16 protein-coding genes are annotated in these 15365 nt (G+C 44.7%); 6 read left to right on the forward strand and 10 right to left on the reverse strand.

The genetic code is table 11. The annotated features are described in order from the left end of the window. Positions 1-236: 236 nt before the first annotated feature. The 3 genes from R7Q39_RS04195 (at position 237) to btuD (ending at position 3099) form a co-directional block, all read left to right on the forward strand. Positions 237-1265, forward strand: a complete 1029-nt coding sequence (locus tag R7Q39_RS04195) for a succinylglutamate desuccinylase (RefSeq protein ID WP_005377878.1) — start codon at positions 237-239, stop codon at positions 1263-1265. 84 nt (positions 1266-1349) lie between these two features. Beyond that, positions 1350-2345, forward strand: coding sequence for a vitamin B12 ABC transporter permease BtuC (btuC, locus tag R7Q39_RS04200; protein ID WP_042521936.1), 996 nt, complete (start codon positions 1350-1352; stop codon positions 2343-2345). Next, positions 2332-3099: a vitamin B12 ABC transporter ATP-binding protein BtuD gene (gene btuD, locus R7Q39_RS04205; protein ID WP_082245220.1), complete on the forward strand. Its 768-nt coding sequence runs from the start codon at positions 2332-2334 to the stop codon at positions 3097-3099. The genes btuC and btuD overlap by 14 nt, the downstream gene beginning before the upstream one ends. Positions 3100-3168: 69 nt before the next feature. Here the strand turns inward: btuD and R7Q39_RS04210 are convergent, their stop codons facing one another. The 3 genes from R7Q39_RS04210 to R7Q39_RS04220 all read right to left on the reverse strand — a co-directional run bounded on the left by R7Q39_RS04210 (position 3169) and on the right by R7Q39_RS04220 (position 5739). Next, positions 3169-3744, reverse strand: coding sequence for a nucleoside triphosphate pyrophosphohydrolase family protein (locus R7Q39_RS04210; protein WP_005377875.1), 576 nt, complete (start codon positions 3742-3744; stop codon positions 3169-3171). Positions 3745-3853: 109 nt separating this feature from the next. Continuing rightward, positions 3854-4426, reverse strand: a complete 573-nt coding sequence (locus tag R7Q39_RS04215; protein WP_017633946.1) for a DUF1415 domain-containing protein — start codon at positions 4424-4426, stop codon at positions 3854-3856. Between the two features lie 89 nt (positions 4427-4515). Further along, positions 4516-5739, reverse strand: a complete 1224-nt coding sequence (locus R7Q39_RS04220) for an MFS transporter (RefSeq protein ID WP_114322429.1) — start codon at positions 5737-5739, stop codon at positions 4516-4518. Positions 5740-5845: 106 nt separating this feature from the next. Here R7Q39_RS04220 and R7Q39_RS04225 point away from each other — a divergent pair, with 106 nt between their 5' ends. Beyond that, positions 5846-6715 (forward strand): LysR family transcriptional regulator, encoded by an 870-nt coding sequence (locus R7Q39_RS04225; protein WP_136976270.1) that lies wholly within the window; start codon positions 5846-5848, stop codon positions 6713-6715. Between the two features lie 27 nt (positions 6716-6742). Here the strand turns inward: R7Q39_RS04225 and R7Q39_RS04230 are convergent, their stop codons facing one another. Next, positions 6743-6973, reverse strand: a complete 231-nt coding sequence (locus R7Q39_RS04230) for a glutaredoxin family protein (protein ID WP_005377871.1) — start codon at positions 6971-6973, stop codon at positions 6743-6745. Between the two features lie 138 nt (positions 6974-7111). Between R7Q39_RS04230 and R7Q39_RS04235 the strand changes: the two genes are divergently transcribed. Beyond that, on the forward strand, positions 7112-7627 hold the full coding sequence (locus R7Q39_RS04235; RefSeq protein ID WP_005377870.1) for a M48 family metallopeptidase: 516 nt from the start codon (positions 7112-7114) through the stop codon (positions 7625-7627). Beyond that, positions 7614-8693, forward strand: a complete 1080-nt coding sequence (gene rlmF / locus R7Q39_RS04240) for a 23S rRNA (adenine(1618)-N(6))-methyltransferase RlmF (protein ID WP_318075797.1) — start codon at positions 7614-7616, stop codon at positions 8691-8693. Before R7Q39_RS04235 ends, rlmF begins: the two co-directional genes overlap by 14 nt. Positions 8694-8764: 71 nt before the next feature. Here rlmF and R7Q39_RS04245 read toward each other — a convergent pair whose 3' ends face one another. The 6 genes from R7Q39_RS04245 to R7Q39_RS04270 all read right to left on the reverse strand — a co-directional run bounded on the left by R7Q39_RS04245 (position 8765) and on the right by R7Q39_RS04270 (position 15294). Next, positions 8765-9085, reverse strand: coding sequence for a hypothetical protein (locus R7Q39_RS04245; protein WP_318075798.1), 321 nt, complete (start codon positions 9083-9085; stop codon positions 8765-8767). A gap of 70 nt (positions 9086-9155) precedes the next feature. Beyond that, positions 9156-10751, reverse strand: coding sequence for a S41 family peptidase (locus tag R7Q39_RS04250; protein ID WP_042521927.1), 1596 nt, complete (start codon positions 10749-10751; stop codon positions 9156-9158). Positions 10752-11116: 365 nt separating this feature from the next. After that, entirely contained in the window at positions 11117-11881 is a 765-nt protein-coding gene (locus tag R7Q39_RS04255) for a hypothetical protein (protein WP_005377865.1), read from the reverse strand. Between the two features lie 30 nt (positions 11882-11911). Continuing rightward, a complete protein-coding gene (locus R7Q39_RS04260; RefSeq protein WP_005377862.1) occupies positions 11912-12586 on the reverse strand; it encodes a GntR family transcriptional regulator in 675 nt (224 codons plus the stop codon). 152 nt (positions 12587-12738) lie between these two features. Further along, a complete protein-coding gene (locus R7Q39_RS04265) occupies positions 12739-14271 on the reverse strand; it encodes an aldehyde dehydrogenase (NADP(+)) (protein ID WP_318075807.1) in 1533 nt (510 codons plus the stop codon). Positions 14272-14292: 21 nt separating this feature from the next. Continuing rightward, positions 14293-15294 carry a 4-hydroxyproline epimerase gene (locus R7Q39_RS04270; RefSeq protein ID WP_017820891.1) on the reverse strand — a complete coding sequence of 334 codons (1002 nt, stop codon included), beginning with the start codon at positions 15292-15294 and terminating at the stop codon, positions 14293-14295. Positions 15295-15365 lie beyond the last annotated feature (71 nt).

The following is a 15365-nucleotide window of genomic DNA, read 5'->3' on the forward strand; positions in this document are numbered from 1 at the left end:
ACAAAAATTTGATCAAATCATAATGATCTTAATCAGGGCTGTGGTAAAGTTCACAGCCCTAACACTTTGTAATTGTTTGAAAATTAAACGCCTCAATGCTTGATTTGAGTGCCTGGCGCGAAAAGGCATCGGATTTTCGAGGGAAATAGTGATTTCTACTCATAAGTGAGATCGCAGCAACAAAAATCCTTTGTACAATTTATTAACATATCCGCCGTGCTATTAAGGAGTAACGCATGACGAAGTCTCTCTTTCGCCAATCGTTTTTAACTGACACGTTAGATGTTCATATTGATGTTGCACCAGCGGAGCAGGTGCTTTCTAACGGTGTAAAACTTAAACTCTATCAGCGTGGTGTATTAGAAGTAATCCCTGCGAATTATACTCAGGATACGAAGAACATCATCATCTCTTGTGGGGTTCACGGAGATGAAACCGCACCGATGGAGCTGGTGGATTCCATTATTCAAGACATAGAATCTGGGTTCCAGACGGTCGATACCCGTTGTCTGTTCATTATCGCTCACCCAGAATCCACTCTGGCGCACACGCGATTCCTCGAAGAAAACCTCAACCGTCTGTTTGACGAAAAAGAACACAAACAGACAAAAGAGCTTGTTATCGCCGATACACTTAAGCTGCTTGTTCGAGATTTTTATCAGGATACCGACCCGACAACACGCTGGCACCTTGATTTACACTGCGCGATTAGAGGCTCGAAGCACTATACGTTTGCAGTAAGTCCTAAGACTCGTCATCCAGTGCGCAGCAAGGCATTGATCGATTTCTTGGACAGTGCACACATTGAAGCTGTGCTCCTGTCAAACTCACCATCGAGTACGTTTAGCTGGTACAGTGCTGAGAACTTTGGTGCGCAGGCTCTCACGATGGAGCTTGGACGTGTGGCTCGTATTGGTGAAAATGACCTCGATAAACTGACCGCGTTTGATTTGTCTTTACGTAATTTGATTGCGGAAACGAAGCCAGAACACCTACCAAAACCATGCATTAAGTATCGCGTAAGTCGCACAATCGTTCGTTTGAACGAAGACTTTGACTTTATGTTCGACGACAATGTTGAAAACTTCACCTCATTTGTTCACGGCGAAGTGTTTGGTCATGATGGCGACAAACCATTAATGGCAAAGAACGAAAACGAAGCGATTGTCTTCCCAAACCGCCACGTCGCAATAGGTCAACGCGCAGCTCTGATGGTTTGTGAAGTGAAAACCCGTTTTGAAGAGGGTGAGTTGGTTTACGATTAATCCAACATTTTGCTTTGAGAAGTTAATTGCAATTTACCGAGGCTTAACTGTAAGGTTAAGCCTCGTCTGTTTTTATCGGCTGCTATGGATTTTCAACAACTTATCCTGAACAAGGAGCGACGCTGGCAACGTAACCTGATGGTTATGTCGATCGTGCTCGCTGTACTCTCTGCCATTCACTTGATGGTCGGAGAAATTTTCCTTTCTCCTTTTCAATCCTTATCTGCATTTGAACAGAAGTTATTGGTGGACTTGCGTTTACCGAGGTTAGTGTCTGCGGCAATTATTGGTGCTGCGTTAGCGGTATCTGGCGCGACGTTACAAGTGTTGCTTGGGAACGTGTTGGCTGAACCTGGCGTGCTTGGTATCTCTGGTGGTGCAAGCTTAGCAATGGTCTTAATCATGTTCGCGTCACCTGTTCTTCCTACCCCGATTGTTTTTATGTTGGCAGCGATTGCAGGCTCGATGGTATTCACGTTTGTTTTGGTGGCGATAGCAAGGGCAATGCACCTGACGACGGCTCGATTGCTTTTGGTTGGGGTCGCATTGGGTATTTTATCGAGCGCGATTGTGACGTGGGCTTTTTACTTTAGTGATGATCTTAGCTTACGCCAACTGATGTATTGGTTAATGGGCAGTATTGGCGGTGCAAGTTGGTATCAACATACCGTTACTTTAGTGATGTTACCGGTGCTTATCTGGTTATGTTGTAAAGGCAAGTCGCTTGATAAATTGATGCTGGGTGAGATTCATGCGACCCAATTGGGTGTCGATGTGCATCAAATGCGTTGGAAATTGATCCTCGCCATTTCTGTTTTGGTGGGTAGTTCAGTCGCTTTGGGTGGCATCATCAGTTTTGTTGGTTTGGTGGTGCCGCACTTGTTGCGTTTGGCTTTTGGTACGGAAAACCGTTATTTATTGCCACTTTCTGCAATATCTGGTGCTGCGTTGCTTGTATTTGCTGACATCGGCGCAAGACTGTTATTGGACTCCGCAGAGTTACCTTTAGGTGTCATGACAACATCGATTGGCGCACCTATTTTCATCTGGATGCTGGTGAAGAGTCATGATGCACGTTAAACATATGTCGGTTGGTAGTCGATTATTGCCTCTTTCTTTTGAATGCAAAGCTGGCGAAATCGTACATGTAGTTGGGCCTAATGGTTCCGGTAAGAGCACTTTATTGGCTGCGATTTCTGGTACGTTAAGTCACCGAGAGGGTATGAGTGGTGAAGTGTACGTTGGCAACAAAAACTTGCTTACTTTACCGTTGTCAGAGCAAGCTCATGTTCGAGGTTATTTGTGTCAGCAATCGCGCCCAGCGTTTAATGTTGATGTGTTTCAGTATCTCGCTTTATCTCTGCCAAGTGGTGCTGAGATTGCGGATATCAAAGTGCGTGATGCCGTGAATATGGTGGTGGAGCTGGTACAACTGCAAGATAAGCTTCATCGCAGTATTCAAACATTATCCGGTGGTGAGTGGCAGCGTGTCCGATTAGCAGGTGTATGTTTGCAGGTGTGGCGTACCATTAATCCTTTTTCGCAGTTTTTAATTTTGGATGAGCCAGCAGCACCGTTAGATATTGCGCAAGAGGGTCTGCTCTATCAATTGATTAACGCTATGGCGGCGCAGGGGATTGGAGTATTAGTTGCTAATCACGATCTCAATCGCACATTAAAGCACGCAGATAAAGTATTGCTGCTTAACAACGGTGTGCTGCACTCATCAGGAAATGCCGATACTGTGCTAACGGAAGAAGCTCTCGGGGAAGTGTTCAATACTCAAGTCAAAAAGGTCATCGTAGATGAGCAACCTTATTTAATCTTTGATTAGTATTTAGGGACAACAAAAAACGACCTACTTGAGGTCGTTTTTTTTAATCGAGATAGCCAAACTCAACGCTTATTGAGTTAACGGTTTTAGATCTGCTGGGCGGTAGTAAACAGATTTGAGTACTTTGCCTTTACGAATGGTTTTACCTTCCGATACGAAATCTTCGGCGCATTTCGCGATGATGTATTCACCTTTCTGCACCGCCATCAACTTGATGCCTTGTTCCGCGTAGAATGCTTCTGTTTCTGAGTACTCTTGCTCGTTACGGCATACTTTGCTCATGTTGCTTGAATGGACTTCATCCCAGCAAGGAATAAATTCGATACCACGGTTTACCGCAACGTTTAATAGAAGATCAATTAAGTAGCTGATCGCCAGGTTGTCTTCTACTTTGCTGTGGCCAAGATGAACGAGACGGCCCATTAATACATACACGCTGTCTACGATGGCATCTGCTTGCTCAGTTTTACAATCTGCTTCTGCTAGCTCTGTTAGTTCTTCGATCGCCAAAGAGGTGTGTAGTGTGTCTGCTTGCGTATCAAGGCTTGCAGCGTCTGCGACTGGTAAGTCGAACGTACTACGGAACTCGGTGATATCACGGTATAAGTGATCAAAAATCTCTTGGGTTAGCTTTGACAGTTGCATTCTAATTTCCATTGAATCGATTGAAGCGGCAATGATACCAAACCGCACTTTGAACCCCAAGGGCATTGCATCTAACTGGTGATAAATCTGCCTTTGGGAATGGTGGTGCTTAACGAAATAGGTAAGGGAACAGCTTTTTACGTTCTTCCTCTGAAAGGGCGGAAACACGAGCGATGTTCGTATCGGGAATGGATTCAGGATCAGGATAGTGTTTTAGTACCTTTTCCATACTCTCTTCGCGAATCAAATGGAAGATCGGGTAAGGAGAACGATTGGTTAGGTTTTCGTCGTCTTCAGGCCTAGCGCCGCCAAAACAGTAATCAGGATGGAAAGTCGCTACTTGGAAAATGCCTTCCCAGTTCTGCTGCTTAATTAACCCTTCAACCCAATCGATACAAAAATTGTAGTCCCAGAAATCTTGTAGCATGTTGGGAACCACAACCAACGTGGTCTCAAGTTGTTCGGGCTCTGTGTTACTCAGCTCAATCAGTTGCAATAAAATATCTTCAAGAAGCGTTTCTTCTTGAGTCGCTTCACTAACAAAGATTTTGATTTGTTTATTACGTTGCGGCTTGGCAGCAAACGGACAAAGGTTGAGTCCGATTACCACATCGTTGAGCCATTGATCGACCTGTTGAGTGATCGCTTCGATATCTGTGTTTTGTGTTGAACGCGTTGACATACGACTTTCTGGTTTTTATTAAAGTAGCCCAAGCATAGCAGAGTTGGTTATCCAAGTAACCAGAGAGGTATTACGCAAATGAGCGTACCTTAGCTACTCTTTAAACTCGCAGCGTCAGGTGTTTGGTCAGTATGCTTTCTTTCGGCAATGTGTTTCAAATACGCAATCGCAGCAAACATCGCTAGGTAGACTGCACTTCCCCCCATAAGAACACTCGACCAACCTCCATGCTGCCAACAATAAAGAAGTAAGAATCCTCCCAAGCTACCGCCTACGTAGTAGTGTACTAAGTAGAGCGCTGTTGCGGTGGCTTTGGCGCGAGTGGCATTCTGACCGACCCATCCGTAGGCGAGGGTATGAGTAAAGAAGGCACCAAAACTTATCAGCAACAACCCAACTAGCATTGCAGTCAGGCTTTCAACCGCAGCAATCCACATTCCCGTCATGCTTACTATCGCGCCTAAGAACATACCTAGGATTGAGGAATAACGTTTACTCCAGTGGCCTGCGCAACGAGAGGAGAAAGTTCCTCCCAAGTAACAAATAAAGATCAGTGAGGCCAACCCGACGGGCACATTGTGAGGTTCACTCACCAGACGGAACCCCATTACGGAGTAAAGGTTGACGAACAAAGCAAAGTTGAGTCCTCCTATCAGCATCGCGAACCACACGCGTTGGTTTTTAAAATGACCAATAAGCGCACGATTTTGATGGCGCAAGCTGCTTGATGACGGGGTGAAGTTGCGCTGTGTTGGCAATAAATAGTGAACGCCAATGACACCAAGAAGAGTGAACACCATCATAACCTCAATGGCGACATCAACACTGAAATTGTCCGCCAATAAGCCGCCGCTAATACGCCCTGCAATACCGCCTAATGAGTTAGCCGCAATGTACGTTCCAATTGCCATCGAGAAAGCGTGCTTGTCGAGCTCTTCTGCCATGTAAGCCACGGCGACCGCAGCAAAAGCTGCGAGCGCGACACCGATCAGTGCTCGACATACCACCAAAAACAGAAATGAGTCACCAAACAGCATCAAAGCGGAAAGGGTAGGAATCGAAAACAGACCAGCCATCATGACTGGTTTTCGTCCCACTGATTCTGACAACACAGCCATCGGGACGAGGCTAAAAGAGAGAGCGAGTGTTGAGGCCGCAAATAGCCAGTTAACTTGCGTTTCTGAGATCGTGAAAATTTGGGCAAAAGTGGGCAGCATTGGCTGTAGTAGGTATAAATTTGAAAAAACCAAGAAGGAACCAAGCGCAAGCGAGAGCGTAATGCGTTTGTATTCCGGTGTGCCAAAACTGACCATGAATCCTGCCTAATGTGAGCAAATGGAGAGACTGTGATCAATCTATCAGTTCGTTATAAATTAAAAAAATATATTAAAAATATGGACACCATATATTTTTGATCTAATGGAATCGAAACAACTTAAACATTTTCTGGCGGTCGCTGAACACGGAAACATTACCCATGCGGCGAAAGCCCTGCATATTGCCCAGCCCGCATTAAGCATTTCTATCAAAAAGTTTGAGCAGTCTTTGGGCGTTACCCTATTTCGCCGTGATGATAAAAAAATCAGCTTAACGAAAGAGGGCGAAACGCTACTTGTACATGCTAAGCGGGTGATTCAACAGTTGCACGACGCGCAGCTCGCGATTGATGAGTTGAAAGGTTTAGCGAAAGGCGAAGTAAGGCTCGGGACGCCATCAATGATGGGCAGTTATTTCTTTCCACGAATTGTGATGGCGTTTAAAAGCCAGTTCCCGGAGTTAAAATTGACCTTGGTCGAAGCTGGGACTCAATCGATTCGTCGTATGCTGCTTAATGGTCAACTCGATATCGGTGTGATCAGTTGTGATAATGTGCCTGATGACCTAGAAACTGACCATTTATTTACTAGCCAAATGGTCGCCGTTGTTTCACCTGAGCATGAGTTAGCCCAACGAGACGCTCTTACTTTTGATGAGTTCTTTGAACACGATTTGGTTATGTTTCAGCATGGCTATTTTCACCGCGAATTTTTGGATCAGGTGAGTGAGGAGCATGGGTTTACCATGAAGTCATCATTCGAGACCAACTTACTGCCTTTGATTTTGAGTATTGTGAAACAAGAGTTTGCGATTACCGCGTTACTGGAATTGGTGACCCAACATGAGTCAGGCGTTGTTGGCGTGCCGTTTGAACCACCAGTGACGCTGGATCTGGCACTTGCTTGGCGCAAGCAGGGGTATTTATCAATAGCAGATCGAACGTTTATCGACTTTATCAAGCGCTACGTTTAAACGCAGCGCAGATTCATTGTTCGAGCACTAGTCGCCTTTGTACATCTTCTCGAAGTTCTTTGGGTTCCAGCCAATCATTACCCGATCACCAATTTTTAAAACTGGCACTGAACGAGCACCAAGCGCATCAAGTTCTTTGCGACCGCGTTGCATCTTAGCATTGCACAAACGATAGTTAATATTTTTCGAATCCAGATAACGTTGAGCATCTTTGCAGTGAGGGCATTTGTCTTTGACGTAAAGGACGACACGTTTCATTGAGTTTCTCTCCATTATCATTGGGAGGCGAAGTTTAACGACCTTTCACCATAAATGAAAGGCGAAAGCTAAGGTGAAACTGTCCTTTATCTCAGGTATATTGAGCGCCTTTATTTTGTCATAACAGACGTTAATTCTATGCATCCGTCACTTCGATACATTCAAGGCTACCCACAAAACATCGTAGAGCAGGTGAGCTCATTGATAGCGAGTGGCAAGTTTGTTCCTTGGTTCGAAAAGCGTTATCCCGATAGGCACCAAATCAAAAGCGAAAGGGCGCTCTATGAGTACGCCATGGCAATCAAAAACCGCTACATGAAGAAAGCCGCGCCAATCAGTAAAGTTGTCTACGATAAGAAAATTCACGCGGTAAACAACGCGCTTGGTTTGCACAGTGTAATCAGTAGAAACCATGGCGGTAAGCTGAAGTCGAAAAACGAGATTCGCATTGCCAATGTATTTAAAGATGCGCCCGAGCCACTATTAAGGATGCTGGTGGTACATGAGTTGGCGCATACTCGTGAGAAAAACCACGACAAGGCGTTCTATCAGTTATGTTGCTACATGGAGCCTGAGTATCACCAACTCGAATTTGATGCTCGTTTGTTTATGATTTACCTCGATTTAAAAGCGAATTTGAATGAAGAACAATAATCACAACGCGAATAAAGCCAAGCCGAAGCGTGTTAAAGACAAAGTTGCGCGCAAATCCTCGCAGCCTGCAGGAAAGAGCGAAGTCGAGTTCATAAAAATAGCGAAGAATGGTTTGCATGAGCGTAATGTTCATCGAGGTCGTTACGATTTTAAAAAACTCGTGGAAAGTGAACCACAGTTAAAGCCATTCGTTATCAAAAATCCGAAAGGGGAAGACTCCATAAACTTCTCTGATCCTAATGCTGTTAAAATGCTCAATAAAGCATTGCTTGCTGCGTATTATGGTATCGAGTTCTGGGACATTCCCGACACCTACCTTTGCCCACCGATTCCGGGCCGCGCTGATTACATTCACCGAGTGGCAGAACTACTTGATGGTGAAGTAAAAGGTCAGTACGCGCACCAAAAAGTGAAAGCGTTGGACATTGGCGTGGGAGCAAACTGTATTTATCCGATTGTTGGTGTAACAAAATACGGTTGGCACTATACGGGCAGCGATGTCGATCCAAAATCCATCCAATCGGCTCAAACGATCGTAGAGCACAATCGTGTTTTGACGGGAAAAATTGCACTGGTACAGCAATACAATGATGCCAATATTTATCGAGGTATCATTCAACCGAATGATCGTTATGATGTGACGACATGTAATCCGCCATTCCACCGTTCGGCGGAAGATGCCGCTATGGGCAGCCAGCGTAAAATCGATAATCTAAAAGCAAACCAGCGCAAGAAAGGGCTAAAACCTCAAACCGCACAAGTAAAGACAAGTAAACCTGCGTTGAATTTTGGCGGTCAAAACGCTGAATTGTGGTGTGAAGGCGGAGAAGCGGCGTTTATCCGAAAAATGGCGAATGAAAGCCAAGCTTTTGCCGCGCAGGTCTTGTGGTTTACAACACTTATATCCAAAAAAGACAACGTTCGCCCGATGCGTAAGCAGCTTGAAAAATTGGGTGTGAAAGCCGTTCGTGTGGTTGAAATGAGTCAAGGGCAGAAAGTGAGCCGCTTTGTAGCTTGGTCATACATGGATAAGCAACAGCGCAGAGCATGGATTGAACTCAAGTAACGTTGACCGTTTCACACTGAACAATAAAGTAGGAAGCCCGCTGATATCAGCGGGCTTCTATTTTGGGAGATCTAAAACTTAATGATGGGCTCACAATCTAGTGAACTGAGAGAGACAAAAGTATCTGTTTTGGCATAGTACAAGCCACAGGTTTCACCTCTTATCTGCAACGTATATTGGTCTGGAAGATCCGCATAGCTGCCATCCAACAGTTGATTGTTGTTCCCTTTTACTCGTCCTTTTTCAATCAACAAATGCGGTAAGGATTCAAATACGTTATTTGCGATTCTAGGTGCTGGTGTCCCTTGGATTTCTGCGATCGCGTTTTGAATCTCTATGACTGTTTCCGGAGAGTTCTTTTTACTCAATGCTTCAACGGGTTCTTGTGACATAGCTTGGCATCCTATCAAAGAAATCGAAGTGCCTAAGAAAAGCGCAACCCGAATCAGCATTCGTAAAAAGTTAGTTGATCTCAACATGAATTGCCTCTGTTCGTAGCGGAGAGCGAAGATCGCTTAACTCCGGAGATGAAATGTTACGCGGCATGGCGTTGAAACTTGAAGGGGATACTGGCGGACAGGTTCCAGTTTCCATGTAGTTTAGTGCCGCAGAAAGCATACCTTCAGATGGATCGCCTAATGGTTTTGTTAGGTCGTCATTGACCCAGCAACCTTCCACTCTATTGTCTAAGCCTAGCTCGGTATTGATTTGGCTCTTTGGAGTAGGAATAAAACCATCAGCGAAGTCGCCAAATTTTTTCTCGTTCGCCGACTTGAACTGAATAGTGTAGTACATAGTGCCGCAGTTTTGTTCTGGTGAGAACCCGTACGGTTTACCTGTGGTTGTTGAACCTATTTGGATAACCTCCACATCAATGCCGCGCAAAGCGTTGATTAGCAGTTCACTTGAGGAAGCCGTGCCTCCTGAAGTCAGCACATATACGCGCTTTTTGTTCAGTGTCGGAAGCACTTGATCCGAATATTTCTGTGCTGCCCAGTCTATTGCTAGATTCGTAAAGCGATAGATGTTATCCCCATCTTTAATGGTACGCATCACTTTGTCATTATGAATCAACTCACTGAAGACTCGGTTCTGACCAGCACCGCTTAGCATGTAGCCTACTTGCGAGGACTGAAGGACTAAGCCACCGCCGTTGTAACGTAAATCAACGACGATCTCGTCAACATTCTCTGCTGAGAGCGTACTGAACGCCTCAATAAGCGGGGCTTGAGCGCTTGGTTCAAAGGAGTTGTATTGCAGATAGCCGATCCGCATACCATTTTGTGTAATCACTTTGGCATTTTTAACTGGAGAGGTCATGACATCAGAGGCGGTAAGCGTCACGGTTTTCTCTAGACCGCCAACACTCTCAAATGTGAAGGTGTAATCTTGATTGATGTCAGGGTTAAAGAGCGTTTTATTAATAAAATCAATGTCGGACTGACTACCGGTGTTAACCACATCAATATTATTGATTTTCAGAAGCTTATCACCACGAGCAATGCCGCTTCTATCAGCTGGCGAGGCTTCTTCAGTGTAGGAAATACGAACGTCTCGAGGTTGTACGCCACGTAGGAATGCCCAGTTAAAACCAAATCCAGCAACTAAACCGGATTGCGATGATTTCATATCATCCTCATAAGGGACGGTAAAATGGAAGCGATCTTTTGGTTTACCCGTCGCGGTAGTAGCAGAGGTGACCAGCGTATTGAAGTAATCAGTAACAGTTTTGTAGTTTGCTGGATTATTATCAGGAACCTCGTCATACCATAGATACGTTTCGTTAGTAAAAGCTCTTAAAAAGAGTTTTTCGTGTAATGCAGAGCCCAATTTATCTGGATAGGCGGCATAGTTGTCATATGGGTCCAGTCCGACGCGGGGCGTTTCACATTGGTTGATAAACGTTTTCGACGGTTGGCTAAAATCATGAACTTTCCACGTTGGACCGTTTGCACTGCTAGTGGACGGAGTAGGTGATGAGCTATCACCGCCACCACCGCCACAGCCTTGTAATAATGCGAGAGTGACTGCCGTTGCTAAAGAATACTTAAATTTCACTTTTCTATGTCCTTATAAATAATAGAATTATAATTATGTGTTTTGCTTTTGTTTTTATTAGCTAGGTGAATGTATTAATTTAATTTGTTCGTCTGCAAATTTATAGTTAAATAGTGTGAGGTAAATAACGTAAAAAAGTTGTCTTTTATACTTAAGCTAAATTAGTCATTACTTAAGTTTTCTGTCTATTTCAAAAGAGCTAACAAGACAATTAATAAGTGTGAAATTAAGACAAGTTCTTAGTTGACTAAGCGACGCTTGCTAAATAAAAAATCAGAATTAGATTCAGGAAACGCTTTGAATCAATAGTTTGGTAGGGATATATGATGTTATCTCGGGGGTGTTTGATTTATTTATCTGATGCTTTAACTTAATTTAGTGAGTTGAGCGACGTGCTTTAATAAGCTTCCGTCAATGTTAGGTAAATCATCAGCGAAAAATATCTGAGCACCGGGAGTGCAGCGCATTAATATATTTGTTAGTTCACCTTCATTGTTGGAAGTGTTAACTGCGTTAAGTTTCGCTAATTTATTACAAAGCTCGTCCTCTATTTGCACTTTCTGCTCTTCGGTGAGCCTAATGCGACCTATACATACGCCTGGGTTGATATCATGAGAAAGCGAATCTTGTTGAAATCGCTCTTTGAATAAGGTGTCTAATGCCGTACCTTCTTCCATAATAAATCGACGACCAGAACGGTAAAACAAGCCGTCTCCGAAGTTTTCGACATATCCTAGAATTTCCGCGATACGCAAATAGAATCGTAAGCTTGTATCAGAAAGTCCGTAAGTTTGGGCTATCTCTTGCGGTTTAATATCACGAGAAGTCAGCATATAAATAAAATCAAGTAAATAAGGATGCTCAACGAAAAGGGCGCTCTCTTCATCTGTTAGCATTTGCTCGTTTTGGTGCTGAAGCTCGTTGGCTAAGGTTGCGAGTTCGATGAGATCGGTATTCAGGTAGTTCAGATAAATAAGTACTTTATCCAAACCTAAAGCTGGATTATGTAGGTGGCGTTTAATACTAGATAAAGGGATGCCACTTTTCTCTGACAAGGAATTGTAGCAAAGCCCTTCTTCTTTAATCTTTTGTCGTAGCGCTGCAAGTAAAAACTTTGGTCCAACATTCATCCTTGAATATCACCTTATTCGTTATTCCGTTTACTGGCTGATATTTTGCCTTTCAAGCAGCAGGTTTCGAATCGCTGTGCCTGCTTCTAGAATGTGCTTTTTCAGTAGGTACTTGGCGCCTTCGATATCGCGATTTTGGCACATTTCAAACAAGCTTAAGTGCTCTTCTTCTGCCTTTTTAATGCCTGTAGTAAACAATAGCTGCATGCGTATGTATCGGTCACACTTTGTGTTCAGGTTGTAAATGACGTCCATAGTTTCAGGCATGTTGGCTGGCGCATATAGGGCTTTGTGGAACTCGTAGTTGTAGTTGCTCCATTCTTCTACTTCGTCGCCACTGTTCACTACTGACTCGAAACGTTCGCGAACTTCGCGCGCGCGTTCAAGGTCAGCGTCTGTCATATTTTGAATCGCGCGCTCTAAAATGTGGCATTCCACGACAGCGCGCAGTTCAAATAGCTCATTGATTTTCTCTGGAGATAGCTCAGTGACCGTCGCACCTTTGTGAGGTTCAAAGCTAACGAGTCCTTGTGCTTCCAATTGAACTAACGCTTCACGCACAGGAATTCGGCTAACATTAAACTCTTTTGCTAACGCATCTTGACGTAAAGGTTGACCAGTTTTTAACTCGCCCTTCAAGATCTGAGTTCGAATTGCTTCCTCAACGAGCTGAGTACGCGTTTTAAAAACAGGTTTCTGTGACATTGAAGTCTCCCGTGAAATTAATATTGTATCCAATCCATTTTACTTTAGTAGTTTATTGTTTTTCTGGCACAAACCAACTAGGAAAGAAGGTTTTGAGAAGTAGAGTGAAATAAAAGGCATCAGTTGATGCCTTTTTGAGCCATTTGGTGATTTTATTGGGACACACTGCCATCTATGGCGCGTTGAATACCCAGTGGGTTCGACGCTTTTAATGAATCCGGCAATAAAGATTCTGGTAAAGCTTGATAAGCGACGGGACGCAACCAACGATGAATAGCCTCTGCCCCGACAGATGTTGAGGCAGAATTGGTTGAAGCCGGATAGGGTCCACCATGAACCATAGCGTAACCAACCTCGACGCCAGTTGGCCAACCGTTGAATACAAGGCGTCCGGCGATTTCTTCCAAACTTGGAAGCAGTTGCTTGGCTTGTTCTTCGTCTTCAGCGGTAGCGTGAAGGGTTGCGGTGAGCGAGCCAGTCAGTGAATCACTCAGTTTCAACATGTCATCGAAATCTTCACAGATTACGATCAACGATTGAGGACCGAATATTTCTTCTTCCCATTGCGGGTTTTTACGCCAGTTTTTACTGTCCGTCACGAACAGTGCTGGTGCGACATTGGTCACTTCTGCTTGTTCAGAACGAGTTACGTTAATGCCTGTTTCGGAAGCTCGCTTATCCACTTCGGATTCATACGTTTCTCGGATTCCTTGCGTTAGCAAAGTGGCCGTTGATTGTTGTCGAATTAACCCTTGAGCGATTTCGATAAAGGCTTGCGTTTCTGGGCTATTCAAGACAAATACAACGCCTGGTTTTGTACAAAATTGTCCACAGCCCAAAGTCATAGAAGCCACAAACTCTTCAGCCAATGAGGCGTTTGCTCGTATGGCTGAAGGGAGAATAAATGTTGGATTAATCGCCCCTAGTTCACCATAGAAGGGGATTGGCTCTGGTCTTTGCTGAGCTAGATTGAACAGCGCACGGCCACCACCGACGGAACCTGTAAACCCAACCCCTTTAATTTTTGGATGGGTAACGAGTGCTTGGCCAAGTGCGCGTTTGTTGCCTTGTAATAGCGTGAAGATGGCTTGCGGTAAGCACTCTTTCTCAAGTGCAGCCTCAATACACTCTGCAACAAGTTGACTGGTGCCAGGGTGGGCGGTATGGCCTTTTACAATCACAGGACAGCCAGCTGCCAGTGCCGAAGCCGTATCACCACCTGCCGTAGAAAATGCGAGCGGAAAATTAGACGCACCAAACACGGCGACAGGGCCAATTGCGATTTGCTGACGACGAATATCTGGTTTCGGCAGTGGTTGACGGTCTGGGTTTGGCGTATCGAAAATTGCTTGATGGTGATTACCCGAGCTCACAACCTCGGCAAATAGTCTTAATTGGCTCGCTGTACGTCCTATTTCACCGCTTAAACGTGCTTCGGGAAGGGCAGTTTCTAAATGAGCACGAGCAACGATTTCTTCACTCTTCACTTCCAATTCAGAGGCGATAGAGCAAAGTAAGCTCGCTCGCTTTGCATTGCTTAGTTGGCGAAACTCACGCGCAACGTTTTGGGCGGCTGAGGCGGCTTGATTAACTTCTTGCTCTCCATGTACCGTAAACGCAATAGGTAGAGGCTCACCAGTAAAGGCGTTGACTGCGTAAAAAGTGGTTGGTTCTTGTGGGTTCATCATTCTTCCTTACTATCCTTATTACTTCACTTCAAATCCGTACGCATATGGGTCTTCATCGTCTACCCATATTGTGTTGTGACCGTATACTTGTGCCCATCCTTCAATACTTGGCAAAATAGCGGCTTTGCCATTCACTTCGGTAATGCCTTCTATACGTCCTTGAAATAGGCTGCCGATGATACTTTCGTGAATAAAGTCTTCTCCTTGATTGAGTTTGCCTCTTGCATGCCATTGCGCCATGCGTGCACTAGTACCCGTACCACATGGCGAGCGATCCAACGCTTTGTCGCCGTAAAACACAGCATTTCGAGCGGTGGCGTTTTCTTGAGTGGGCTCTCCGGTCCATAGCACGTGAGAAACACCGCATACTGTTGGATCTTCTGGATGTACGCACTCAACCGCTCGAGATACCGCTTCGCGAACTTTTGGTGAAAGCATCAAAATTTCATCTGGAGAGTAGTGTTCAAGTCCGGCATAGTTTTCTTGAGGATCGACGATTACGTAATAGTTTCCGCCATAAGCAACATCGACAGTGAGCTCACCTAAGCCCTCTATGTCCACGGTTACGTCTTGGTGGGCAAGGTAAGCTGGTACGTTAAATATCCTCACTGACGTGACCTTGTCACCTTTTGTTTGGTAGTGCACTTCGATTTGTCCTGCTGGGACATCAAGTATCAAACGGCCTTCTTTTTTGGGAGTGATAAGGCGATTCTCGATAGCGGTAGTGACGGTTCCAATGGTGCCGTGGCCACACATTGGTAAGCAGCCACTGGTTTCAATAAACAGAATTGAAGCGTCTGCGTTATCGCTGCAAGGAGGCAAGACAACTGACCCCGACATCATTGAGTGTCCGCGAGGCTCAAACATGAGTGCCTGACGAATCCAATCATAATGCTCAAGAAAGTATTGGCGCTTTTCGCTCATGGTATTGCCTTCGAGTGGAGGCACACCGCCTGCGACCAGCCTAACTGGGTTGCCGCAGGTGTGGGCATCAATACAGAAAAAAGTTCCTTGTCTCATTTTTCGCTCCTTGCTGAAAAAATGGTTGAATTAAACAATAGTGATGTTAACGTAATGTAAAATATATTGTA

This window comes from Vibrio sp. 947 (genome assembly GCF_033339115.1).
Classification (GTDB): Bacteria; Pseudomonadota; Gammaproteobacteria; order Enterobacterales; family Vibrionaceae; genus Vibrio; species Vibrio alginolyticus.